General features: G+C 60.9%; 23 protein-coding genes. All 23 read right to left on the reverse strand.

What is annotated here, in order from left to right; genetic code table 11:
* Window positions 1-236 precede the first annotated feature (236 nt).
* Complete coding sequence (locus GH681_RS19950; RefSeq protein WP_153163303.1) at window positions 237-746, reverse strand: hypothetical protein; 510 nt, start codon at window positions 744-746, stop codon at window positions 237-239.
* The gene (locus GH681_RS19955; protein ID WP_228112002.1) at window positions 743-1,288 is read right to left on the reverse strand and encodes an N-acetylmuramidase family protein; all 546 of its coding nucleotides are present in this window, start codon (window positions 1,286-1,288) and stop codon (window positions 743-745) included. Before GH681_RS19955 ends, GH681_RS19950 begins: the two co-directional genes overlap by 4 nt.
* A 453-nt stretch (window positions 1,289-1,741) precedes the next feature.
* Complete coding sequence (locus GH681_RS19960) at window positions 1,742-2,029, reverse strand: hypothetical protein (RefSeq protein WP_153163305.1); 288 nt, start codon at window positions 2,027-2,029, stop codon at window positions 1,742-1,744.
* Window positions 2,026-4,734, reverse strand: coding sequence for an RHS repeat-associated core domain-containing protein (locus GH681_RS19965; protein ID WP_153163306.1), 2,709 nt, complete (start codon window positions 4,732-4,734; stop codon window positions 2,026-2,028). The genes GH681_RS19960 and GH681_RS19965 overlap by 4 nt, the downstream gene beginning before the upstream one ends.
* A 182-nt stretch (window positions 4,735-4,916) precedes the next feature.
* The gene (locus tag GH681_RS19970) at window positions 4,917-5,501 is read right to left on the reverse strand and encodes a suppressor of fused domain protein (protein ID WP_194271294.1); all 585 of its coding nucleotides are present in this window, start codon (window positions 5,499-5,501) and stop codon (window positions 4,917-4,919) included.
* 2 nt (window positions 5,502-5,503) lie between these two features.
* Window positions 5,504-6,355, reverse strand: coding sequence for a GH-E family nuclease (locus GH681_RS23790; RefSeq protein WP_228112003.1), 852 nt, complete (start codon window positions 6,353-6,355; stop codon window positions 5,504-5,506).
* Window positions 6,352-6,711: a DUF4150 domain-containing protein gene (locus GH681_RS19980; protein WP_153163308.1), complete on the reverse strand. Its 360-nt coding sequence runs from the start codon at window positions 6,709-6,711 to the stop codon at window positions 6,352-6,354. The genes GH681_RS23790 and GH681_RS19980 overlap by 4 nt, the downstream gene beginning before the upstream one ends.
* A 1-nt stretch (window position 6,712) precedes the next feature.
* Window positions 6,713-7,864, reverse strand: coding sequence for a DUF2169 domain-containing protein (locus tag GH681_RS19985; protein WP_153163309.1), 1,152 nt, complete (start codon window positions 7,862-7,864; stop codon window positions 6,713-6,715).
* 10 nt (window positions 7,865-7,874) lie between these two features.
* Window positions 7,875-9,698 (reverse strand): type VI secretion system Vgr family protein, encoded by a 1,824-nt coding sequence (locus GH681_RS19990; protein ID WP_153163310.1) that lies wholly within the window; start codon window positions 9,696-9,698, stop codon window positions 7,875-7,877.
* Window positions 9,699-9,735: 37 nt separating this feature from the next.
* Window positions 9,736-11,145 (reverse strand): tetratricopeptide repeat protein, encoded by a 1,410-nt coding sequence (locus GH681_RS19995; protein WP_153163311.1) that lies wholly within the window; start codon window positions 11,143-11,145, stop codon window positions 9,736-9,738.
* Window positions 11,146-11,162: 17 nt separating this feature from the next.
* Window positions 11,163-11,633, reverse strand: a complete 471-nt coding sequence (locus GH681_RS20000; protein WP_153163312.1) for a D-Ala-D-Ala carboxypeptidase family metallohydrolase — start codon at window positions 11,631-11,633, stop codon at window positions 11,163-11,165.
* Between the two features lie 14 nt (window positions 11,634-11,647).
* A complete protein-coding gene (locus GH681_RS20005; RefSeq protein WP_153163313.1) occupies window positions 11,648-12,034 on the reverse strand; it encodes a hypothetical protein in 387 nt (128 codons plus the stop codon).
* 16 nt (window positions 12,035-12,050) lie between these two features.
* A complete protein-coding gene (tssH, locus tag GH681_RS20010) occupies window positions 12,051-14,789 on the reverse strand; it encodes a type VI secretion system ATPase TssH (RefSeq protein ID WP_153163314.1) in 2,739 nt (912 codons plus the stop codon).
* Between the two features lie 7 nt (window positions 14,790-14,796).
* A complete protein-coding gene (gene tssG / locus GH681_RS20015; RefSeq protein ID WP_153163315.1) occupies window positions 14,797-15,867 on the reverse strand; it encodes a type VI secretion system baseplate subunit TssG in 1,071 nt (356 codons plus the stop codon).
* Window positions 15,843-17,663 carry a type VI secretion system baseplate subunit TssF gene (gene tssF / locus GH681_RS20020; RefSeq protein ID WP_255425198.1) on the reverse strand — a complete coding sequence of 607 codons (1,821 nt, stop codon included), beginning with the start codon at window positions 17,661-17,663 and terminating at the stop codon, window positions 15,843-15,845. Before tssF ends, tssG begins: the two co-directional genes overlap by 25 nt.
* Window positions 17,664-17,727: 64 nt before the next feature.
* Window positions 17,728-18,207 carry a type VI secretion system baseplate subunit TssE gene (tssE, locus tag GH681_RS20025; RefSeq protein ID WP_153163317.1) on the reverse strand — a complete coding sequence of 160 codons (480 nt, stop codon included), beginning with the start codon at window positions 18,205-18,207 and terminating at the stop codon, window positions 17,728-17,730.
* 4 nt (window positions 18,208-18,211) lie between these two features.
* Window positions 18,212-19,027 (reverse strand): type VI secretion system accessory protein TagJ, encoded by an 816-nt coding sequence (locus tag GH681_RS20030; RefSeq protein ID WP_153163318.1) that lies wholly within the window; start codon window positions 19,025-19,027, stop codon window positions 18,212-18,214.
* Between the two features lie 75 nt (window positions 19,028-19,102).
* Window positions 19,103-19,597, reverse strand: coding sequence for a type VI secretion system tube protein Hcp (locus GH681_RS20035; RefSeq protein WP_153163319.1), 495 nt, complete (start codon window positions 19,595-19,597; stop codon window positions 19,103-19,105).
* Window positions 19,598-19,756: 159 nt separating this feature from the next.
* The gene (locus tag GH681_RS20040; RefSeq protein ID WP_153163320.1) at window positions 19,757-20,245 is read right to left on the reverse strand and encodes a type VI secretion system tube protein Hcp; all 489 of its coding nucleotides are present in this window, start codon (window positions 20,243-20,245) and stop codon (window positions 19,757-19,759) included.
* 115 nt (window positions 20,246-20,360) lie between these two features.
* Window positions 20,361-21,857 (reverse strand): type VI secretion system contractile sheath large subunit, encoded by a 1,497-nt coding sequence (tssC, locus tag GH681_RS20045; protein ID WP_153163321.1) that lies wholly within the window; start codon window positions 21,855-21,857, stop codon window positions 20,361-20,363.
* 79 nt (window positions 21,858-21,936) lie between these two features.
* Window positions 21,937-22,446: a type VI secretion system contractile sheath small subunit gene (tssB, locus tag GH681_RS20050; protein ID WP_153163322.1), complete on the reverse strand. Its 510-nt coding sequence runs from the start codon at window positions 22,444-22,446 to the stop codon at window positions 21,937-21,939.
* 63 nt (window positions 22,447-22,509) lie between these two features.
* Complete coding sequence (gene tssA / locus GH681_RS20055; RefSeq protein ID WP_153163323.1) at window positions 22,510-23,556, reverse strand: type VI secretion system protein TssA; 1,047 nt, start codon at window positions 23,554-23,556, stop codon at window positions 22,510-22,512.
* Window positions 23,557-23,640: 84 nt separating this feature from the next.
* Window positions 23,641-25,181 (reverse strand): hypothetical protein (locus GH681_RS23385; protein WP_194271295.1); only part of this gene is annotated, 1,541 nt, incomplete at its 5' end.

A 25,181-nucleotide genomic window follows, 5' to 3' on the forward strand; every position in this document is an offset into this window, starting at 1 on the left:
TGCCCACGGGTCAAGAGAAGATCAAGCGTAGATTTCTGGCACAGCAGCGCTTAAGCTACGCAACGTATTTTATTGGGCTAAATAATGCATTTCCCATCTATTGCAGAATACCAGACTGCTCGATATCGTGCAGGACAAACGCAAGACTTCAGATCACAACCAGTTGATTTTTCATCCGAATGATTGCGGACGGGCGAAGATTATTGCACGTTGGCTCGCGAAGATATCTGCCAGTGTCAGCGCTGGCCGGACGGTGCTGAACATGATCTCAGGTTCAGCGCGTTGTCCTGATCACAAGGAAGCAATCCTTCAAGTTCGGCCAAGCGGCTTCTGATGCCTCCACGGCACTTGAACTCTCTCTCCCCGCCCGAATCGCTGGTGACGCGGACCCCCGCCGTGCGGCTACCCCTCTCGTTGTAATCGAACACGGCGTAGTCGAAGCCCTCGTTGCGAAAGAGCACCTCTATTCTGTCGACACCCGCTCGAAAATAATGGGCGTAGCGAAAGACATGACGACCACCATCGGTGCCAGGAAAAGCGAGTTCGACGTGTCCCGCCCTTCCGAAGCGATACTGGATCTTATCGTTCCCGCTTCCACACAGCGCGACCCAGCGGCCAAGACTTGTCTGGCAGGAAAAATAGATATCTTCCCGTTCGGCGCACAGGCCGCCGGGTGCCTGCGGCGGCGCAGCAGCCACAGAGCCGCTGATCAGGCCCGCACACAAAAGGGTGATGAGCTGCTTCATGGTAGATTGGAGCCCGCTGTACTCTGCCCCGCCAGGGCGACATAACGCCGATGGGCATCCCGCAGCTTTGTGTCGTATTCGTTCTTCAGATAGCCCGGCCCGTTGTAGGCTTTCGCAAAGCGCGCCCAGTCGTGCTCGCGTAGTGCGGACAACATCGCCTTGTTGCTCATTACGAAATGGGTGAAAGCCTTCAGATGCTGGGATTCCGACTGGCTCATTGCGAGTACGAACGCCTTAACCGAGGTAAAGCCGGCCGCCTTGAAATTGTCACCCATGATCTGAAAACGGCCCCATGACGCAGAACGTAACGCTGCCTCAGGCGCAAGCCGATAGGCTTCTTCCAGCTTCGCATATCGGGCCGAGAATTTTCCGTAACCACCTTGCTTGGCGTTCGAAATACCTGGATGCTTTGCGTCATACTTGGCAGCCGTATATCGGTGAAAATAATGGCGCTCGAAAAGTATCCGCGGTCGTCCAGACTCGTCGAACGCGTGACCGCTGGTCTCGACTTCAGCGATTGCCTGGATCGCAGCGATATCCACTTTTAGCTGGTTGGCTGCAGCGGCGTAGTCGGCTGCACTCAGCCCCCGCAGGGGGTTGCGGCATTCACGGAACAGGAACGCCAGATCGATGGCATGCGGCGGGCGGCGCTGCTGCCCGGAAACTGGAGTCGGATAGTTGTCCGAACTGGCGCAAATACTGCAGCGGGGGAGAGTGCCGTCGTCAATAGACTAGGTGTGGCGCGTCCTGCACAGCGGACCGGGAATGCGGAAATTTGCCATCTGTATTCTTCTCTTAGCGGAAAGGGGTACGCGTTAATCGGCGGCCCTGCCTCAGGCTCCCGAAGCTACCCATTACGGATTTTTTCTTTGCTAAATCACCAGTCGCACACCTAAAAAAAGAGGCTGCAAAGTCCTGGGGCTGCGAAAGGGCTGGCAATCGAGGTCATTCAGGTAGCTTCGGCAGCCCTGCCTCCATTTAGTGACATAGTAAGATCAGAGCTTCAAGAACTCCTGCTCCGCTTTCAAAACAAGTTCTCCAAGAGAGGATTCCATCGGCCAAGAGTCGACGACCATTCGCCCCATGCCTTGGTCACGCTCAGCAATTGGAGGAAAGGCCTTTTCGTTAACTAGTTGCTCCATCGTGATAAGTTTTTCGCAAACTGCCTCCAATTGACGCAGTGAGCCAACTGTTCCTTTCCCCTCCCGGTGTCGTATTAATTCCTCCTCTGCAGCCGTCCGTGCTGCACGGATCAATGCGAGTGCTCGCCCCTGCTTATTCATGTGTTCAGCAAATCACTAAGGTTAGGAACAAATTTTTGAACCTGCCCACCGCGCAGCCACATACCTTGCGGAGCTGCTCGCCCTTCAATCAACATCGATCCAGGCCGAATTTGCCACTGAGTCAGTTTGGTCATTTTATTCCATTGAGGCAGCAGGGCTAGAGATTCACGGGACGCAGGAAACGTTTCGAACAAATATCGTCCCTTGGCGAGTGCTTTGACTTCATCATAGTAGCGCAAACCAAACTCGGACGATCCCGCTGCTCTGAGCCTGACTGTTTCCCCCTCAAATGATTTGAGAATCGTGACTCTTTGCGACCTCGGCAAACCAATACTTTGGAGGTACTTGGACGCATCCTTTATACCCTCATAAGCCGACTTTACTGCAAGAGCCGCTTTCCTACAACTCAACCCCAGCGGATCCACCCACCCCAGCGCACTTGGCGCGAAGTTGTAGACATTCGCCCCCGCCGCCAGCCCTAGCGGGTCCTGGGAGATGAAGGCGCCGATCTGAGGCGCGTAGTAGCGGTGCCGATTGTAGTGGAGCCCGGTCTCGCCGTCTTCATACTGCCCTTGAAGCCGGATCGGGTTGTCCATGTGATTGACCGGCCGATGCGCGATGGCGCCCCAAGCTTGGTGGCGCGCGGCCCATTGGATTTGGCCGCTGCTATCGATCAGGCGGATCGGACAGCCGCTGGGGTCGTTGAGGTAGTGAAGGGCCGGGGCATTGGTGCCGCGGAGTAAGGCCAGCGGTTCGAAGGTGTTCGGACGGTAGACGAATTCCCGTGCTGTGCCGCGGGTTGCGTCGAGGGCGAGGGCGTCGCCGTCCCAACCAAAGGTAGTGCGCACGCCGGCGGTTTCTTTCCACAGGCGCCGGCCCAGCGGGTCGTAGGCGTAGCGAGTGGTGAGGCGTTGGTCATTTGTGCCGCTGCGGTGGCTGGCGATCAGGCGCTGATTGGCGTCCCAGTCGAGTTCGAGCAGGCCCTCGGCGTCTTGCCGGTGGGTGAGGTTGCCGGCGCGGTTGAAGCGGTAGCGGGTGCCTACGTGTTCGCCGCTGCGTTGCCAGTCATCGTCGTTGCCGGCTTGGCTTGCGGCGACGCGGGTTGTGAGGCGGTCGCCGGCCGGGTCGTCAAGGAAGCGTTGGATGCGCCCCTTAGGGTCGATGTGGGCCAGGATGCGGCCCATGGGGTCATAGAGGTAGGTGTCGACGCCAAAGCCGCTGTCTTCCCGACGCGTAAGGTTGCCGGCGGGGTCGTAGTGGTAGTCGGTGGCAAACAGGGTGTGCTCGCCCGTGCGGGTGTGCTGGCGGGTGAGCAGGCCATCGGCGTTGTAGCGGAAATCCCGAACGAGGGTGGGGGTGATCGCTTCCTGGCTGAGCCGGCCAAGGGCATCGCGGTGATGGTGGATGGGCGCGGCACCGTCCAGCCGGGTTTCGATGCATTGATCGAGCAGGTCGTAGGCAAAGTCCACCCGGTGGGCGGCAGAGGCGGACTGGGGGCCGCTGCCGGCAAAGCGGGTTTGGCGCTGGACGCGGTTGCCGGCGGCATCGTAGGTGTTGTCGATGGCGAAACAGTCGCCAGTTGCGTGTTGCTGGGTTTCTTGAAGGAGCTGCCCGACGGCGTCAAAAATCCGTTCGACCTGGACGTGGGCGTTGCCCGTGGCGACGAGGTTGCCGGCGGCGTCGTAGTCAAAGGTTTCGACCCAGGCTGGGCTGCCCTCGGCTTGACCGGGTTGGGGCAGTACCTTTTTGACGATGCGCCCGAGTGGGTCGGTGAGGTAGTCGATGCGCTGGCCGAGGGGGTCGAGGGTGGCCTTGAGGTGGCCGCTGGGGCCGTAGGCGTAGCGATTGCGCTGCCCCCAGTAGTCGATCTCTTCGACGACCCGGCCCAGGGCATCGCGCTTGAGCTGGTATAGCTCGCCTCGCTGGTTGCGTACGCCCACGAGGCGTTCTTCGGTGTCGTAGAGGTAATCGACCCGATGGCCGTCCGGCTGGATGCGGCGAGCGAGTTCGCCTTGGCCAAAGTATTCGAGACGGGTGACGGCGCCGTTCTCGTCCTGGTAGGCGGTAAGGTTGTCTTCGGCGTCGTAGGCGCATTGGATGCGGGCGCCGGACGGGAGCTGGACGGCGGTGAGTCGGCCTTTGGGGTCGTACTGGTAGTGCGTGCGCTGGCCGGCGGGGTCGGCATGGCCGACCAGTTGCCCGAGGGTGTCGAAGGCGTAATGGGTGGTGTGGCCGAGGGCGTTCTCAACGCGCGTCAGATGGCCGTGGCGGTCGTAGCTGAGGGCGGTGCGCGCACCGCGGGGGTTGAGGTGGGTGACGAGCTGCCCGAGCGCGTCGTATTCGTAGCGGCTAACGTGGCCGAGGGGCGTGGTCTGGCTGATTAGCTGACCGCGGGTATTCCAGTCTTGCAGCCAAGCGGCGCCGTTGGGGTCGACGATCCGGGTGGGCTTGTTGGCGACGTTGAACTCGGTGGCCAGCTGGGTGCCATCTGGGCGTAGCACCTGGAGCAGGTTGCCGCTGTCGTCGTAGTGGTATTCGCTGCGGCGCCCCGCGGGATCGACGACCGCACAGGTACGACCACGGTCGTCGTACTCGAAGATGGTGGTGCCACCCAGAGGGTCCAGCTCGTTGATCGGCAGGCCGTTTTCGTCGAGCTTGACGACCGAGACGTGACCGAGGGAGTCGGTGATGCGCCGCTCTCGCACTGGGTCAAGGTACTCGAAGCGGTAGTCGTAGAGGCCGCCGTCACCCCAGGCGTGATCAACCCGCTATCGACGGACATTTCAAGGACATTTGGGAAAATCAAAAACTTTGCCAGGACTACTGTTGCAAGCCGTTGATTTAATGAACCCGAATTTTCGGGGTGTGCGGTTTTCTAGGCACAAGACTACACGCAGCTACTGCGAGATGTATCGAAAACATCAACTCCAGCCTCCTCCAGCATGCTCTCAAACTGAGCTGATCCATATTTTTCTAAGTAACCTAACTCTGCATCTGAAATAGGAAAGCACATTAGCCAATTAATCGCCTTTCCATTCAAATTCAATTCATGGAGATCATCTTCCCAAAAAAAAGGAGTTGTGAGATAAAGAGATTTCAAGCTTGAATCCGACTCATAGTGCCCAACTATGTTTCTAAAAAAACAGCCTGGCCGCCAAACTTTTGTCGACTTAATTATCGTAAAAGCAGCCTCAGCAAGAATATTTGGAAAGACCGTAAAGGATGAAAGCGCAGCGCCACAAAGCTCCACTCTCGTTGGAAATTCTTTTCCGCCCTCAAGCATAGGATGATCCGAAAGACCGATCGTCCCATAAGACGAAATATCAACATCGGGCGTACCCGCAACAGAAAGAATATCAACAGAAATGTCGCGACTGTCATTAAAGTAATTACGAACTACAGGACTCCTACCTTTAAACGCAGAAAGAACCTTTTTCGCAATTTTTTTATCATCTTCCGTTACGGCACGCATCATTAGTCTCCAAAGTAGTCATTTGTTCTAATCTCCCCCGCATGGCTTCTATTTGAGGAAGGAAGCTCCGGCCGATATTTTGTAGTGTCATTATACTCATCCAAGAATTTCTTTCGGTCTATATCTCTTCGAGACGCACTTTCTTGATGCTTCCTGTGCTCATACCCCGGCTTGTGCCCCATATCCCAAGGCTCATTTTCCTTCATTTCTCTGCCAGTTTTTGGGTCCCGTACTTTGCCATCTGAGTCTTTCGCATCCTCCCAAACCTTCTCCCGCTTACCTTTTCTGAATTTTCCTCGACGATAACGCGGATCATCCCGGGGGGAAATCTTCTCAACTCGTCCGCCACTGGCAGCAGCCTGCGCTTCCTTTTTCGCCTTCTCCGCCGCCTCCCGCTCCAGCTTTTCCTTTGCCGCTTTCTCTGCCGCTTCTTTTACCGAATGCTCCACCGCCTCCTCGGCGGCCTTCTTGGTCGCTTGCTTTTCGAGCGCCTGGGCGCCCTTCTTGGCCATTTTTGCCGCCGTTGCAGCCTGCCCGCCTATCGGCAGCATGGCCGCGGCGCTCAAGGCAGCACTGACTTTGTCCCCTTCTGCAAGATAGACCAAGGCATTGGCGCCGTCGGCGACTTCGCCGACGCCCGGAATCAACCCGACCACATCGAGCGTGGTGTGCAGTGCGTCCGAGCCCCAGCGATTCCACCAGCCTTCTTCTTTGGGGGTGGGTTTTGGCGGTGGGGCGCTGTTGCCGGGGCCGCTGGCGTTGGGCTGGGTTTGCGGGACGATCAGCCCCTGGGTGTTGCCGATCGGGCCAGGCGCGGCTTGATTGTTGGGTTTGACTTTGCCCTTGCCGCTCACGGTGCTTTCCAGTTCATCCAGACACTGTCGCCGGTGCGCACAATCGGTTGGCCATTCACGTAGACCGAGCCGCTTTTGCCGATGTTGTGGCTGACCGTGGTGTGGGTCTGGCTGACCACCCCTTTGCCGCCACCGGCTTCGTCGCCCGTCACTTTGTCGACGAAGCTCTGGTTGTGAAGATAGGCGGCCTTACCCTGGAAGAAGACGTTGGGCGAGCAGTGTTGGCTCATGTCCATCGTGTGGGTGATGGGGTAAGGGACCGGCACGCCTTGCTTGCTCGGCGTGAGGCAGACATCCGGTGCGAGGCTGACCAGACGGAACTGGGCGTCTTGGGCGGTGGCGGTTTCGCTGGCCATCTCACTGTCCTTTCTGGATGGCCGCGTTGGCACGGCGGGCGGCTTCGATGTCCCAAGTGCCCAGCTCCATCCGTTCCACACCGGCAGCAGCGCCAACCACGGCACGCTGGACGACGCTGAGTTCGTAGGCTTGGAAGTCGAAGATGAGAGTGTCGGTGAGCAGAGGCTTGAACAGCGGAACGCCGACGTCCAGGTGAAGCAGTAGCTTGAGCACCGGCCGTGGGAGCCGGAAACGGACTTCTCCGCCGGGATGCAGCCCGGCGAGCACGACGGTTTCGCCGCCCTGGGGGTAATCGATTTGTTGGTCTTCGGGGGCGCAGTTCCAGTAGCCGAAGTCGAAGTCTTCGGGTAGCCCTGGCCAGCGGGTTTGCTTCCAGTGTTCGTCGTAGCTGCCCGCCAGCGCTAGACGCGGCTGCCACCAGCGCCCGAGCGCGCCGAGCCCGACCACCGGGTAGTCGCCGGTTTCGGCGGCGGCCTGGTCGAAGGGGAGCCCGAAGGGCTCGAGTCGGGGGGCGGGGCGACGGTCCGGTTGGGCGCGTGCGTCCCAGTCAGGGTCGAGAAAGCCGCAGCCGATGGGGTTTCGGGCGTCCCGCGTGTGGATTTGCGCTTCGACCGCCGAGCCGTCGGGTTGAGGCCGTGGCCAGATACAAGTGCCGCCCCAGGCGTTTTCATAGCAAATCGGGACCGTCGCGACCGGCTCGGGATCCGTCAAATGCCAACCTTCAATATCCCTCACGAATTGACGTGGCCCGGTGACTACCAGACGTTTGGTCCATTCCCCCACCTTGATGCCTACCGCCCAGCTCGGCCGCGGTTCGCCGTTCGGGGCATGGGCAAGGGCATTGTTGAAGATGAGGTCACAGCGCGGCTTGAAGGGCACGTAGTCGCTCTCCTGCAGTACCGAACTGAGATTGGGTTCGCCGGAAAAACTGTCGGTGGCGGCCAGGGGACGCTGGGTGTCGGCAAGCATCACGCAGCCCTCTGCGTCGACTTTGCGCAAGGTGTACGTGAGGCGGCTGACCATGACGTGAAAGATCTGGCCGGCCACGTCCACCATCTGGAAATACTGGCTGGGGAAGGCTGTGTGGTTGCGCACTTCCGGCAACGGTGCGGGCTTGAGCGGTGCTTCGAGGAGGTTGTCGGGGCCGTTCACGGGACGTGCCTCAGTTTAGGTCGATGCGCTTGGAATCGAGCTGGATGTGGTCGGAGCCGACAACGTCGATGGTCCTGCCGTTGACGATGATTGTGCCGTCCTTCTTCATGACCAAGGTGCTCAATCCAACCGTGAGCGTAATGCTGTCGCCAGCGGTCAAGCGGAAGTCGGTTCCGACCGTAACGGTCTTGGCGCTACCAATGGTTTCTGACTGGTTGTCACCGATCGTCACGTTCTCATTACGCCCAACCTTCTCGGTCCTGTCGTGCCCGATCTGGGTCGTCTCGTCGTTTTCGACCACATTGTCCTGGTTCTTCTCGGCGTGGATGTAGAGCTGCTCGGCACCCTTCTTGTCTTCGAAGCGGATTTCGTTGAAGTTGCCCACACCGCCGCCCTTGGTCGATCGGGTCTTGATGCCGGTCTGGGTCATGTTGTCGGGCAGCGCGTAGGGGGGCATCTGGTCGGCGTTATAGACGCGGCCAGTGATGATCGGGCGATCCGGGTCGCCTTCGAGGAATTCGACGATGACCTCCTGGCCGATGCGCGGGATGGCGATCATGCCCCAGTTCTGGCCGGCCCACGGGTGGGAAACGCGAATCCAGCAGGAACTGTTCTGGTCCTTCTTGCCGTAACGGTCCCAGTGGAACTGGACCTTCACGCGGCCGTATTTGTCGGTATAAATCTCGTCGCCGGCCGGGCCGACGACAATGGCGGTCTGTGGGCCCTGGACGATGGGCTTGGGGGTAAGGCGCGGCGGGTGGAAGATCTGCGCTGACGGGATGGCACGAAAGCGCAGGCTGATGAGTTCGGTGGTGACCAATTCGGACTCAAGCGGGCTCTCCTCGACCCGATAGTCGGCGAGGGTGATGAGGTATTCCTGATTTTGGTCAATGCGCGGGTGTTCAAGCAGCTTGAAAACCCCCCCGGTGGCTAACCCGGCCGCGTTGCCCTCGCCGTTGAAGTGGTCGAACTGATGACGCATCTCCTCGATGCGCACCGCGGCGACACGCTGGCCTTCACCGCGCTCCTCGTATTCGCCAGGATAGTCGAAGATATCGAAGGCCGCCTGGTGCTGGTGCTTGAGCGGACGCGCCGGGCCGGCGTCGGCCTGCATGTCGGCTCGAGGCTTCTCGAAGTTGAAATCGCGCTGAATGAAGCGGGTGGGCTGGATCTCTGCGCCGTGGGACCACTCGCGTATACCCTCGTCGACGCGGGCGTGAGAGGCTTCGGGTTCGCGGAACGGCACCTCGTCGTAGTGGTCGGCGGCAACATGAGCCTTGAGGCTGTCGGCGATGATGAGAGTGTGCTTGCCGTTCTGGTGGCGGAAGAAGAAGTGCATGCCTTCCTGTTCCATCAGCCGGGCAAGGAAGTTGAAGTCGCTCTCACGATACTGAACGCAGTAATCCCAGGTGGTGTAGCTGGCGGTGAGGTGAAACTCGAAGTCGGCGTAGGGGTGATCGGCGAACACGGCTTCGATGATCTGCCGGATGGACTTGTCCTGGAAGATCTTGCAGTCGCTGGTTCGGGTAAGCAGCCAAGTCCAGGGGCGAACAACGATGAGATATTGGTGATGGCGGTTGTGCTGCCCTACCTGGTAGAACCCGACGGCCAGCCCGTTGAATTCGCGGGTGCTTCCGTGGGGCGTGGTGACAGCCACCGAGATAGGGTGGCCGAGGAGTTCGTCAGCCTGGATGTCACCGCGACGAGACAGCACCGTAATACGGTACTCGCCGTTGCGCGAGAGTCCGTCACTACCTTCAAGCCGGCTGAATTCCAGCAGCGGGCCCAGAGGGGTAGCGATTTTGACGAGCCGGTCGACTTTCATTGCGAACATCGAATCCTCCGCTGGCACGCGTGCCTTGCTTTACGAATCATAGCCCGGGCAGAGCCGTGTCAGCGCACTGATTCATGACGGACGCGTCCGGCTGGGACGCTGCCTGGGTGACGATGATCAGGCCATTCACTGGAGCCCCTCCTTCGGTACGCAGCACCGCAGGATCAATGCTTAGCACATGGAACCCTGCCCCTTCGAGACAGTCACGCACGTAGGGCGCCGTGTGGGCATAGCGGCCGTGAGGATTGAGAATGTGGCCAGACGATGCAGTGTCGCCGGCGTCCTCCACCGAGAAGGCAAACACCCCTTGCGGCCGCAGAGCCTGCCTCGCAGCAGCACTCACGGTCTCGAGCGGGCCGAAGTAGCACAATGTGTCGGCGGACAGGATCACGTCGTAGGCGCCGGCTTCGTCGGGCATGCGCAGGAACTCACTCAACTCAATGCGATATAGCTGGTCGTAGCAGCCCTTGCCTTCGGCGCGGTGGAGCATACCCACTGACAGGTCGACACCCACCAGGCGCGCGGCCCATGGCACCACCAGTGGGCCGCACAGCCCGGTGCCGCAACCGGCATCGAGGATGTCTAGCTGCTTGGCCGGCGCGGGCAGGTAGCGGCCGAGCGCCTCGGCGACCAGCTCGGGCGCCCGGTAGCGCAGGCGCACCTTAAGCTGCTCCTCGAAGCTCTCGGCGAAGCGGTCGAAGGTGTCGACGATGTAGTCGTTGTCGGCCCGCTCAGGCACGTCACAGCCCGAGCAGGCGGCGTACATGTGACGGGCGGTGGGGTCGTCCGGCTGCTGCTCGAGCCACTGGCGAAACACCTCGGCCGCCTCGGCGAGTTGTCCGGTGGAGTAGTAGGCCAGCCCGAGTAGCTTATGTCCGTCGGGGTGCTCGGGCATCAGGGTAATCGACTTGCAGTAGTACTGCACCGCGGCCTTGATGTCATCGCGGGCGGCATAGAGCATGCCGAGGTTGTTGTAGGCGCGAAAATGCTTCGGGTCGAGCTCGACTGCCAGCAGGTATTCAGCCTCAGCGGCTTCTGACGCTTCAGTAACCCGGTGGAGCACGCCAAGGTTGTTGTGGAAGTCAGCGCGCCGTGGATCAAGCGCGATGGCCTTCCGGTAGCTGTCAGCGGCAGCCTCGACCCAGCCCAGCGCGGTGCACACGTTTCCGAGGTTGTTGTGGAAATCGGCGAATTCGGGCTCGCACTCGATGGCGCGCTGTAGCAACTCGACGGCTTCGTCCGCGCGCCCGCGCTGGAAACGTAACAGCCCGAGGTAATGCAACGCGTCTGGATGCTCAGGCGCAAGAACAAGCACGCGACGGTACAGGGTTTCGGCAGCGTCGAGTTGCCGCTTGTGCTGAAGCGAAATGGCGTAGCGGATGGCCTCGTCGAGGCTTAGTTCGCTGGAGGGCGCGGTGTCGGGCTGAGGGGTCTGGGCCTTCATCATGGCGGGCACGCGGGAGCTTACTCAGGTTTGAGAATGATCCCAGGGTGGTACATCTTTGAACCCTTGAATTTGGTGAGATCCTGACCGCGGTTGTTCCTGGCGAATGAGCAATGTACCCAGCCAGAGGTCGGGATGCCGGGCAGGAAGTTTTCAAGGATCAGTTGATCGTAATCAAGCGTGTTCGAAATCCACATCGCCAGGTCATACACCGAGTGGCCGCTTACGTGGAAATCGACCGCTTCGCCCTTTACGTGCTGTGAAGCAGAACTGCCACCCACGGCTTTGTTGACGTCCGGACTACGATAACCGCTATGAATGATGACAGGACGCTCGTAGTGCGCCCTCACCGGCTCAAGAATCTGCGAGCAAAGCGAACGCAGGTTGTCGAGCACCTGCGGTGATGCAGGCTGATTCAGAAGACCTGAGGACGTCGTCGTCATTTCCCGGAGGATGAAGTGTTTGGAGAGTCGATCAGTGTTGGAGGCCATGTTTGCATCCTTGCTCAGGGATGTTTGTCGGGCGTACAGCGGGTGTAGCTCAGGGTCTTGCCATTGCGCAGTTGAAGCACCGCATGTTCCGGCGCTGAGATGACGAAATGCAGCGCAAATTTGTCCGGCGTCCTGGCCAGCGGATGGCGCCGGCCCATGTCGGCAGTCACGCTTCCGTCACTCAGGCGATACGTCACGGTGGGATACCGGAACAGCACCGGCGTACCGTCGGCGTCGAGGCGGATGACGGCGGTAACCGCTGCAAAGGACAACTCAGGCCGGACGCAGCCTGTGCGGGTGCGCGCCCAGTCGCCAAGCAGCGGATTCGGGACGTCCGCGCGAGCCGCGCCCGCGATGCAGGTGGCCAGTACACAGGCGGCAAGGCTGGGTAGATGCAACATGGCACTGTCCCACTGATCAGTCGAAGCTGTACTGGAAATCGTTGTCCGCGACGCCCACGTGCACGCGCTCGATCACTTGGCCTTCTAGCGTGCGCCGCAGGAACTCCTCGCTGATGCGCGGCAGCATGGTGTTGGTGAGAATCGCGTCGATCATCCGCCCGCCACTTTCAAGTTCGGTACACCGGCTGGCAATGAGCTTGATGACTGCATCGTCGAAGGTGAAAGGCACCCGGTGGTTCTCGCGCACGCGCCTGGCGATGCGGCCCAGTTGCAGGTGAGCGATGGCGCCGATCATTTCGTCGTTGAGCGGGTAATAGGGAATCACCACCAGCCGCCCCAGCAGCGCTGGAGGAAAGACTTTGAGCAACGGTTCCCGGAGCGCCTTGGCCATGCCTTCGGCGTCGGGCATCAGGTCCGGATCCTTGCACAGGCTGGTGATGAGTTCGGTGCCGGCGTTGGTGGTGAGCAGGATCAAGGTATTCTTGAAGTTGATGACGCGCCCTTCGCCGTCTTCCATCCAGCCTTTGTCGAAGACCTGGAAGAATATCTCGTGTACATCCGGGTGGGCTTTCTCGACTTCGTCGAGAAGCACCACGCTGTAGGGCCGACGCCTTACCGCCTCGGTGAGCACGCCACCCTCGCCGTAGCCGACGTAGCCCGGCGGAGCGCCCTTGAGCGTGGAGACGGTGTGCGCCTCCTGGTATTCGCTCATGTTGATGGTGATGACGTTTTGCTCGCCGCCGTAGAGCGCCTCGGCCAGCGCCAGTGCGGTCTCGGTCTTGCCGACGCCGGAGGTGCCGGCAAGCAAGAACACGCCGATTGGTTTGCTGGGATTGTCGAGGCCAGCGCGGGAGGTCTGGATGCGCCGGGCGATCATTTCCATTGCGTGATCCTGGCCGATGATGCGCCGGGCGAGAATTTTGGGCAGATTGAGCACCGTTTCGATCTCGTTGCGCGCCATCCGGCCAACCGGGATGCCGGTCCAGTCGGCAACAACGCTGGCCACCACCTGATGATCGACGGTGGGCAGGATCAACGGGTGCTCGCCCTGCAGGTCGACGAGTTCGGCCTGCACCGCATGTAGGCGGGCCAGCAGCGCGTCGCGGTCGAACGGCGCCTCGGCGGCACTATCCGCTGGAAGCGTATCGGCCGGCGCCGGCTGCGCTTCGGCAGCTGCCGCCTCCATCGTGCTCCCGGTACCCTCAACGGACTGCAAGCTGCCGCGCAGCTTGCCACGCAGGGCAAGGAGTTCATCCACCAGCGCTTTTTCCATCGTCCAGCGAGCGTCGAGTTCGGCGAGGCGGGCCACCTCGGCTGCCAGCGCTTCGCTGGCGGAGGCTTCGCGCTCAGTCACGTCGAGGCCGATGTCCTTTTCGCGGCCGATGATCTCCAGCTCGGTTTCGAGCCCTGCGATGCGCTTTCGGCTGTCATCCACTTCGGCAGGGGTGGCATGCAGGCTCACCGCGACCCGTGCGCTGGCGGTGTCGAGCAGGCTCACTGCCTTGTCGGGCAGCTGGCGGGCGGGAATGTAACGGTGCGAGAGCTTGACCGCCGATTCGAGCGCTTCGTCGAGAATCTGCACCTTGTGGTGGTTTTCCATCGTCGTGGCGACGCCACGCATCATCAAGAGTGCCTTGGCCTCGCTTGGTTCATCCACCTGGATCGACTGGAAACGGCGGGTCAGCGCCGGGTCTTTTTCGATGTATTTCTTGTATTCGGCGAAGGTGGTGGCACCGATGGTGCGCAGCGTGCCGCGGGCCAGGGCCGGCTTGAGCAAGTTGGCCGCGTCACCGGTGCCCGCCGCGCCGCCTGCGCCGACAAGGGTGTGGGTTTCGTCGATGAACAGGATGATCGGCTTGGGGCTGGCCTGGACTTCGTCGATCACCGCGCGCAGCCGCTGCTCGAACTCACCCTTCATGCTCGCGCCAGCCTGCAGTAAACCCACGTCAAGGGCGCGTAACTGAACGTCCTTTAGGCTCGGCGGCACGTCGCCGCGGGCGATGCGCTGGGCGAAACCTTCGACTACCGCCGTTTTTCCGACACCGGCTTCGCCGATCAGGATCGGATTGTTCTGGCGTCGCCGCATCAGGATGTCGACAACCTGGCGGATTTCTTCGTCGCGGCCAACAATCGGGTCCATTTTCCCGGCTCGGGCCTGCTCGGTGAGATCGGTGGTGAAGCGTTTCAGGGCTTCCTGTTTGCCCAGTTCGGCAGGCGGAATCGCGCCGCTGGCCTCGCCGGGTGCTGCGCCGGAGCCATCGCTGGCGGCCAGTGCTGCTTCGGGCGACCCAACCACGATCTTCTCGAAGTCTGCGGTAAGCGTATCGCCACGGATGCGTTCGAACTGGCGCGAGATCGCCATAAGCGCATTTCGCAGGCTGGGCGTCTTGAGCGCACCTACAATCAGGTGGCCGGTGCGCACATGGCTTTCGCGGTACATGAGCGAGCCGTACACCCAGCCACGCTCGACGGCGTTCTCGACGGCCTCAGAGAGATCGGAGATCGACGTGGCGCCCCGTGGCAGGCGGTCAAGCGAGGCGGTGATGTCGCCAGCGAGTTTTCCCGTGTCCAGTTCGAAGTGGCGGATAATCCGATGCAGATCGGAATCCTGCGTCTGCAGGATCTGTTGAATCCAGTGCACCAATTCGACATACGGATTGCCGCGGAGCTTGCAGAAGACCGTGGCGCCCTCAATGGACTTGTAGCCCAGGCTGTTGAGTTTGCCAAAAAGTGCGACCCGGCTGATCTCGCTCATGTTCGTGTCACCGTGTGGTTTCGGAAGAATGTGGGGGGTTTGCGACGTGGCGCTTGAGGGCTCGGTCCACGTCGAGGATCAGATCGGCGGCCGGTGCATCGCTGCGCCGCCGGCCAAGCCAGCTGGTGTAGCCGAGTCGATTGCCGCGGCCCAGGCGCAGCGGTGGCACGCTGAGCGTTTTCAGCACGAGTTGCGCGTCCCAGGTGTATTCGAGGCCGGCGTAGTTGCGCACCGCCGCCTGCAACTGGGCGATGCCGGCGCCGCCAGGCAACAGGTTGCAGTAGTCAATGAGGTCAGTGGGGCCAAGGCGCAGGCGGAACTTGTGCTGACGATCCCACACTCGCTTGCCGAGCAAGGTGTTGCGGCCGAGGGTGCAGCACGCGGTCCCAAGGCGCGAGCGGTCGCGATCGCGCACCGGCATCCAGTGGCCGACGAACTGCTCGACCTCGACCGGAACCCGGAAAAAGCCGCCGACAAGCTGGCCGAGCCCTTCGGCGTTGCGCACCTGGCGGTTGAGTAGCGCGGCGTGGTGGAGCTTGACGAAATCCGGCAGCGCATCGCGCCGACGCACGCCTGGTAGGCCAATGCCCGCCAGCGCGCCGACGTAATCGCCGAAACGATCCTCCGTCGGACGGTCGAGGCTGACGCAGGGTTGGGCTTGCGCCCATGCGCGGTAGAACAGGCTCAGAAAGCGGTGGTGGATGATGTCCGCGAAGCGGGCGAAGGCCGGGTCGCCGGCCTGCAACTGGCGACCGTAGGCATATTCGGTCAGATGCAGCGGTAGCGGGCCGTTGGGGCCGAACAGGCCGAAGAAGCGGACTTCGAGCCATGGCGGGCGGCCCTCTTCGCCAGGAACGATCCGCGCCAGCGTGGACGGCGCAAAACCAAGGGATGGTTCCTGACCTAGCCGCACCGGTTCGTCGGCTGGCCGGGCGGCCGTGCCGATGCGCGGCAGGGTTGGACTCAGGCATTCGATGCGACGCAGCGCCTGATGAAAATCCCACGACCACGGCTCGCTGCCGATGGCAGCGAGGAGCCCGTCGATACCGGGCCTCAGAGGATGGGTCGAAGTCCGCATCGCGCCGGCCAATGCATGATCTCGCCGCGCGCAACGGTGCGCAGCACGGTTTCAGTGAAGCTGTTGATGCTTACATGGCGAGCCAGGAAGTGTTCCAGCACACTGCCAAGCAGAAAGGCGCTGCCGCCTTCGAAGAACATCTCGTCCATTTCGAGCACTACCTCCAGCCCACGCCCGAAGCACAGCGGCCCGGGCATTGGCAGGCGGGTGATGACGGATTCACAGCGGATCGAGCGAAAGCCGTCCACCTGCTTTCGCATGCCCACCTCTGCGGAGCTAGCATATAACCCGAGCAGCTCGCGCAGCGCGGCGGCGCCCTGACGCGCATCGGTGTCGAGCAGCGACAGATAGTTGAGCGACAGCTGGCTGATGAAACTCCACGCCTGTGCGCCCTCGGCCACCGCCGAATAGGGCCGCGACGGTCCCTTCACGCAGCGGATCGCCTCAACCGGTGCGGCCACTTCCAACGAGAAGTCGCTGGAAGTGGCTCCGGTCGGCATGATGATCGGCAGGTCGCGGTTGGTGCATCTGGCCAGCAGCGAGAGCTGGCGCAGGTCGGAGCGGTAGGGCGCCTCGCTGGGATCGACGAGGGACAGGAAGACTTCACTGCCGATGTAACTGGTGCGGGCCCCGACCCGCTGCTGGCGCTCGGAATACAGGCGGGGCTCGCGACGCAACGAATAGTAGCCGTGGGGGTGAGAATCGGCCCCGTAGTAGTCTGCGTAAAAGGGCTCGAAGCGTTGCTGGCTGTCGACGCCCGAGCCATAGCCGGTGACTTCCCGCAGATCGTAGATTTCAAAGTCCATTGGTCGCGTGCGGTCGGGCACCAAATGGAACTCGCTGGTGCTGTCGCTCACCTGGATGCGGTCGATACGTTTTTCGAAGAGGTTGATCGCCGGCGTGCAATTGAGCAGGAAGTTCGAGCGGTCTACGACCGTTTCGAGGCCCGCCTCGCCCCGTCCGAACAGCACCACGAGTTCCATCTCGGGCGTATCGTTTGTGGCCACCATTGCTGCCAACCCGCTCAGTTCGAGAAACAGGTAGCGCTGTGGAAAAGAGAAATACTCCTGCAGCAGCCGATAGCCGCTGAAATTGCGCGCGCTCGCAGGCAACAGCGCTTCGTCGTCAGCGAAGCCCGGCTGGCTTACTGTCTCGCGAGGCAGGAAGCCGAAGCGCACCCGACTCCGTTCGCCCGCGGCTTGCAGAACACCGAGGCATGCGCTGCCGATTAGTTCGTGGAGCTTAAAGGCGACATCCTCGGAGCCACCCAGATAAAAGCTCAGTGCATTGATACGGGTCTGCGCGAAATTGAGCCCGGCCGTACAGCGTAGGCGCAGCCGAATACCCCCCTTGCAGGTGCCTCGTAACGGCAGGCCAGCCAGCGGCAGATCCGGCGCAAAGGAAAAATAACTAGCATCGACCAGCTCGACGGGCCACAGGGTGAGCGGGTGGGCAGTGCAGAATTGACTCGGGCTAAAATCGTTCTTACCCGGCGCGCCACGGATCGCTGTGCCCCTCGGCACCACGCTGCCCGTAGCGAGATTAGTGTCAGCGAGTATCGGCTGAAACTGGGCGATCAACATCGCTGGCGTCGGTGCCATGTAGTGCGGGTAAAGCATCTCCAGCAAACGCTGGGAGAAGCGTGGGAACTCGGCGTCGAGCTTGAGCTGCACACGCGCAGCGAGGAAAGCGGTACCCTCAAGCAGGCGCTCGACGTACGGATCGTGAACCTCAATGCCCTCCATCCCGAGGCGGCCAGCGATTTTGGGAAATGCCTTTGCGAACTCGGCGCCCATCTCGCGTAGGTGCTGAAGTTCGCGGTTGTAGTGTCGGAGCAGCCGTGGGTCCATAGTGATTGGGTCAACTGAGGACTTCGGCTAGCGCAACCTGCCCGGTTTCCAGATCCACCTCCGTTCGCAGCAGGAGTTCGAGGGGCACCGGCTGGGCCCACACCTGGGCAGAAATTTTCACGCTGACGACGTTGTGCCAGCCGAGCATGTTGTCGTTGTCGACCGCCTCGACCTGTAGAGTGTTGGCGAGGATGCGCGGTTCGAAGCGCAGGATCACGGTGCGGATCGAACCTTCGAGACCATGCACGTCGAGGGTCGAGGCGGTCCCGCCAGCAAAGGCGGGCATACCGTAGTTGAGCACAGAACGCTCGACTTCCGGGTAGGCTGAGAGATCCTCGCTGGCGCCGAGTCTCACCGTGTTCATTAGCGAGGTCAGATCGCGCAGTACCGCCGTACGCAGCTCGCTCTTGGTGAGCACCCGTGCCTCCTGTGTCATGAAACGGTCGAACAGCGTGGGCTGCAGACGGTCGCTCGGTGTCGGTTCCGTCATGGACTTACTCCCCGGCTGTAGCAGGCGAAAAGATCAACTCGCGGGTGTCCATCAGTGGAAAATCGCCAATGTCGGTCGTGAAAACACGCTGCCCCAGGCCACAGAAAACGCCTGCAGGGCGCTCGACCCATTCGGTCTTGCGGGCCAGTCGGACGAGTGGATCGGCGTCGAACTCTGACCTCGGATATCGGGTCGGGATGACGCCGACGGTTTCTCCACCATTGGAGAACTCGAAGTGCGCCGGCATCCACACCGCATCGCGCAGGTCTTGCGGCGGCTCGATGACGATCCGCGCGATATAGACGAATGGCAGCCAGTAATAGCGGCCATTGATGACCGCTTCGCAGATGGGGCCGAGCCGCATGTCTGCATCGGCGATCCACGCGAAGGCCTTGCCGTCAATGCTGCCAGCACTGGTTGGCGCCTCGTCAAACGCCCGCTGACGCAGCGACTCGGCACCGTCGGCATTGCCCTGCCCAGCGGTGAGCAGCGATTCGATCAAGAGCGCGAGCCAGTTTTCGGGCTGACCGAAAATCACCGGCGACCGCCTGCCGGCAAACACCTCCGCGCGCAGCAATTCGCAACGCAGGGTCTCACGGTACATCTGCGCCATCGCGAGCACCGCAGCATCGAGGTCGGCAGCGACATTAAGTTGGGTAAGCGCTCGCTCCCACTGACCAAGCACCGCCAACAACTGGAACAGGAAGACGCGCAGTGCTGCGTCGCCAGGGCGGGCCCGGACGCCGGCCTGCAGAAAGCCGAGCGCCTCATCGACGTCGCCGTTGCTCAAGGCTTGTTCGGCAGCTTGGACTGGGTTCATGGAAAGGGATCCAGAAAGGTGGCGCCGCGCGCACGCGGCGTGTGACGACACCGCGTCGTGACGAAAACTAGAAAACTAGGCTTTGAGGTTGATCTCGGTTTCGAAAGTCATCGTGCCACGCCCACCCCCTGTCTTGCCCTGAGGCACATACTCGACAGACACCTTCTGGAAGCTCAGCGCCAGTTCCTCGGTGAGCACCGACGAGTTGCCTCCTTCGCCGCCGCCTACGCGATGGTGGGTAAGGCGCCCCTTCTCGATGGTGATTGTGAAGTACTCCAGCGCATCCGCACCGCCAGCCTTGCGCACGGTGAGGACGGCTTTTTTGATCAGCTCGTTGTTGCGTAACGCCGACATCAGCGCGGTGGTCGCGCTATCCACCTGTTTAACGATGTGCAGTTGATCGAACGCCGTGCGGGCAACCGCGTTACCAAACGCATCTGACGGGCTGTCCATCCCCCACGACCACGACACCACGTCGATCTCGCCAGCGTGCCGCGGGTCCGCCGTCTCGCCCTTGATCGGCCCCTGCTTCGCGCCGTCAATCTTCAAAAACATGTCGCGCAAGGCCATGGTGCTAACCCTTCAGGATACGAATCCAAACCGCAAATATGACTTACTCGGAACGCGGAATCGATACTCCAGACCCCACAGCGCGTGCCGGAGAAAACCGCATCGCTAGCCAAGCGAAAGGCGCTGGTCACCATCAACCGGCGCCCCCCACAGATGCCATCAGCCGCCCGCGGCGTTCTGCGCGATGTCCCAAGCAGCGATCTTCGCGCCGCCTTCCTTGCCGCCCTTGGCACTTTGCGGCTGGTATTCGAACTTGAACTCGGCGAAGTTGAGTGTCACGTTTTCAGTCAGGCGATCTTCTCCGCCGCTGCCACCAGTGGTCACCGAAGTTACGATCACTTCCTTCATGGTGATCTTGATGTATTCAAGAGGATCCTTGCCGGCCTTGCGCACCGTGAGGAGGGCTTCGTCGTAGTGCTCGCCAGAGCAGCAGCCGAGGATCAATGCGTTGCTCGAGCTATCCACGTATTTGGTGAAGGAGAGATCCTGGACGCTGACCTTGCCACTTCCGCCGCCGCCACCGACATGGGTGGTGCCACTCTGCGACAAGCCCCAACTCCAGGCCAGCACATCGATTTCTTTCTTATGAGTCTTATCGGTCGACTCACCTTCAATCGTCTTGATCTTCATGAACATATCGACAGCCATTTTCGTCTCCTAGAGAGTTGAACCACGTGCTACCCGACGACCAGTTGGCCGGTCGCCCCTTTCACCTTTGCAATCACCGGCGACTCTGCCTGAGTGCAGGAGCGCCTGGCACACCTTACCCGGCTTTCTGGGAAGGCAGTTTCGAAACGAGCCGCAGCGAGACCGTGAGGCCTTCAAGCTGATAGTGCGGCCGCAGGAAGAACTTCGATGAGTAGTAACCAGGGTTACCCTCGATCTCCTCGACAACGACTTCGGCCGCAGCCAAGGGCCGACGTGCCTTGGTCTGCTCGGTTGAGTGAGCAGGATCGCCGTCCACATAATTCATGATCCAGTTTTGGAGCCAGCGCTCCATGTCGGGACGCTCCTTAAAGGAGCCAACCTTGTCCCGCACAATGCATTTTAGATAATGCGCAAAGCGGCAGCAAGCAAAGAGATAGGGCAGGCGCGCGGCCAGATTGGCATTCGCTGTGGCGTCTGGATCGTCGTATTCGGCGGGTTTTTGCAGCGACTGCGCGCCGATAAAGGCGGCGAAGTCCGAGTTCTTGCGGTGGATCAGCGGCATGAAGCCACTCTTCGCAAGTTCGGCCTCGCGACGGTCGCTGATCGCGATTTCGGTTGGGCATTTCATGTCCACACCGCCGTCGTCCGTCGGGAAGGAATGCACCGGTAGGTTCTGCACCGCGCCGCCCGATTCGACACCGCGGATGCGCGAACACCAGCCGAACTCCTTGAACGAGCGATTGATGTTCACCGCCATCGCGTAGGCTGCATTAGCCCAAGTGTATTTGCGGTGATCGGCTGCCCCGGTGTCTTCTTCGAAATCAAAATCGTCAACAGGGCTGGTGCGTGCGCCGTAAGGTAGGCGCGACAGGAAACGCGGCATCGCCAGCCCGATGTAGCGGGCGTCGTCAGACTCACGCAGTGAGCGCCAGGCGGCGTATTCGGGAGTTGAGAATATCTTGGTGAGATCCCGCGGATTGGCGAGTTCCTGCCATGAATCCATCTGCATCACGGTGGGCGACACACCGGCGATGAAGGGAGTGTGGGCAGCCGCAGAAATCTTGGCCATCTCGCCAAGCAAACCGACATCCTGCGGTGAGTGGTCGAAATAATAATCGCCGACGAGACAGCCGAAAGGTTCACCGCCAAACTGGCCGTATTCCTCTTCGTACACCTTCTTGAACAGCGGGCTCTGATCCCACGCCGTACCCTTGAAGCGCTTGAGCGTCTTGCCCAGATCGTCTTTGGAGATGTTCATGACCCGCACCTTCAGGGTCTCGTCGGATTCGGTGTTGCTGACGAGATAATGCAGGCCGCGCCACGCGCCTTCGAGCTTCTGGAACTTGTCGTTGTGCAGGATCAGGTTGATCTGCTCTGAGAGCTTTTTGTCGAGTTCGGCGATGATCGCCTCGATCGATTTCACCACATCCTCGTCGATCAGCCGGGTTTGGGAGAGCGCTTGTTGCGCGAGGGTCTGGACTGCTCGACTGACTTCCTCGCGGGCTTCGTCCGACTTCGGCTTGAATTCCTTCTGGAGCAGGGAAGCGAAGTCGCTACCCTCGACCGTTACCGCGCTGCCGAGTCCTTCGGCTTGGGTTTGTTGATCGGACATTCGAAAAACCTCCAGTGCATGCATGCGCCCCTGGCGGGGCAAACGGCTTCGTTCGATGGAAATTGGCGAGGGGATCACCTCAACCGGTTGCCTCATCTTTCGGCTTGGGCGCTGCGGCCAACGATTGGAGCAGGGCCGGATCGTTGAGCACCTTGAGGATCAGTTCCTCGGCGCCGCTCTTGCCATCCATGTAGGTGATGAGGTTGGAGAGTTGCTGACGGGCGGTTAGGAGTTTGTTAAGCGCGTCGACCTTACGGGCCACGGCGGCCGGCGAAAAATCGTCCATAGAATCGAAGGTCAGTTCGACGTTGAGGTTGCCCTCACCGGTCAGCGTATTGGGTACCTGAAAGGCGACGCGGGGCTTCATGGCCTTCATGCGGCTGTCGAAGTTGTCCACATCGATGTCGAGGAACTTGCGATCGGTGACCGGCGCCAGTGGATCGGCCGGCATGCCTGAGAGATCGGACATCACCCCCATCACGAACGGAAGTTGGATCTTTTTCTCGGCCCCGTAAAGCTCCACGTCGTACTCGATCTGAACGCGGGGTGCCCGGTTGCGGGCTATGAATTTTTGACTACTGCCTGACATTTTGGCCTCCGAGAGACGGATACGTTTGAATCCCCGGATACTGCATCCGGAGTGCTGCCTTCGCTATTCTTCCTCGTCCTTGTTCAACTTCTCGCCGACCACCGTTTCCGCCTGGATAAGGCCGTCAGGTGCGACGTCCTGCATCAGTTCGAGAAAAGACATGTTCATCATCCTCTGCGCCCGGCGCAACACCAACTGAACCGGGTTGGTAGGTTCGCTCCGGGAAAGATAATCGCATAAACGACCGAGTGTTTGTATAACGTCCTGGCGGGAGCGGATTTCGCCGGCGACTACCGTGCTCGGTCGCCCGGCAGCGGTGGCCGCGACCGCTTCCATCGCATCGTTTGAGGCCGAGGCAGTCTCTGCTAGAGGCGCCGACAGACCGATCGCCTGAACGACGCTGGAGAGCGCGGTTTCCAGCATTTTCAGATTAGGAGCATACGATTCGCCGACCCGCTCGCCGATGATGCGGCCGATGTTTTTCGCTCCGGCCAAGGCTTCGGAAGCGAGCCCGGGGAGGTTAGGGTTTTCTTTGACGGCCGCGGCGATCAGGCCCGCCAGCTGCGCTTCAGTCAGCTTGGTGCCATCTGCGCCAGGTGACAGACGCCCTTGGGCGATTTCGATCTCCCGCACCGTAAGCTGGCCGAGACTGCGCGAGCGGAGCACGAAGCTGGAACGCAGATCGGCGATGCCGGCTTCAAGGGACGACAGCGGCAGAAGCGCATTGATGCGCATCGTCGGATCGTTGTCCTCGTCGGCCTCAAGCTCAGGATGAACACTGTCCCAGTAGTCTTCGAGCAGTCGATTGATCAGCGCCAAGCCATCGGCGATGGCGACAAAGCCGGTGTTATGGAGCAGTGCCCGGGTAAGGTACACGGCCACTCGCAGATCCTTGCTACGGCCAAGGAGCGCTTCGGCGAGGGACTGCACCACGCCCCAATTGACGTTTGATCCCTGGATCAGGATCGCGTCGCCACCGTCCTTCCGGAATTCCTCGCTGCGCTTCTCACGCGACGCCTCCTCGAGGCTCAGGAAATCGAGGTCATCCTCAAGATTGGGGCCGCACGGGCAGTCGTCGGAAATCGGTTCCAACCAAATCTCTATCGTCATGCTTGCCTCGTCTTGAAGATGGAGCCGGACAGCGTGCGGTTACTCAATTTCACTCTAGTCTCCAGTCATCGGGTCGGGAGACGCTCACCGCGCCGGGCCAGCTGCAGGAGCGCACACCACCATCTCGCCGACCATCATGCCGACGCAGCGTTGGCTGGGCGCGACGCCCTGAAAGCGGTCGACTGCCGCCTGCCCAACCCGCGTTTCGGTGATGACACCCTTGCGTAGCTGTGCGGCGACGTTCTCGTTTGAGAAACCACTTTCCAACTGCTCCTTGCGAACCTGGTTGAGAATTTCGGCTACGGCCGTCTGAACTGCGTCATATGCCGACGAATCTTCGATCTTGACCCCGTTGACAACCACTGCCCGGATTGCATTCTTTGGAATGTCAATCGGGAATACCAGATAGCGCTTGATCGGGCCGACGGCGTCTTCACCCGGCTGGAGATTGGTGCCGAGATAGACCGGCACCTGCCCGCTGCTGCCTTCCTTGTTGAAGGGATCGACCGCGATGGTCTGCAGCAAGCTGTTGCTGGTCTGGCCCGCGACAGCACCGAAACTGACCGAGATGGGCACATCAAGAGTTCCGAAGCTGTACCCAGACGTGTTCGGTTCGGAGATCACGAAGATTGACGGCAGGATCACGTAATCCTTGTCCTCGGCGCGGGTCGGACCGGTGGCGATGTTGCGTCCGTCGCCAAAAGCCGTCGCAGCGACGTGAGTCTGGATCTTGCCACCTCCGCCATTGATCGCCCGGGCGATAAGCATCACGCTATCCGCATCGATCGACGGCTTCCTGACGGACGTCACCGGATCGATACTTCCGGGCGCTACGGTGATGGTGTCCGAAGCAATCGCGACGATGGTCTTGGGCTGATTCGTGCCCTGCCTCTCGTCGGCCTTGGTAATTGCCGAGATACCACCCTGGATCTGGTTCGTTCCGTCGTGCGTCACAGTCCGGTTGGCACCTGTGGCCTTCGAAAAGACGGAGAGCAGGTCGCCTAGGCGCGTGGTACTGCGGGAGGGATCGCTCATCGCGACGGAGGCGTCAGCAGACAGGTCGATGGATCCTTTTCCGGTGGCATTCAGCAAGAGCGTCACGCTCGGACCAGTCAAAATCCGGGCGCCGGCCTGCTGGTAGATGCTGGCGCCGTAAATGGTCAACTTGTTCGGCACGCCGATGGCATTCTGCACCGAAACGTTCGACACCGCACTCGATCCCATCACTGCATCAGAGATGATCTCAAGGGAACCGCTTCCAGTGATGGACAGGTTGCCGAGCGGAATCGCGTTTGGGCTCCGGATTCTGGAGGTGGTATTCGTCAGCGCCATGCTGCCGGAAACCTCAATCTCGTCGGCAAAGAGTTGCGTATCCCCTGTTTCCAGGGTCACAGCGAGCTTGCCATGGTCACTGGCAATCACAGTCGTTCCGCCGGTCACCACCAAGGGCGCGCGGAACAGGTTGGCGCCGGTGGAGAGGTCAATTCCGTTACTGCCCGCATCGACGGTGGCGGTGCCGGTCACGGCCAGCGCACCAGTCTGGCTGACCGGGCCGGCGGCGGTGGCGTTGAGGTTGCCGCCGATGGAGCTGGTGCCGAAGACGAGCGCGCCGCCGGCGTGATAGG

Source organism: Zoogloea sp. 1C4 (genome assembly GCF_009469605.1).
Classification (GTDB): domain Bacteria; phylum Pseudomonadota; class Gammaproteobacteria; order Burkholderiales; family Rhodocyclaceae; genus Zoogloea; species Zoogloea oryzae.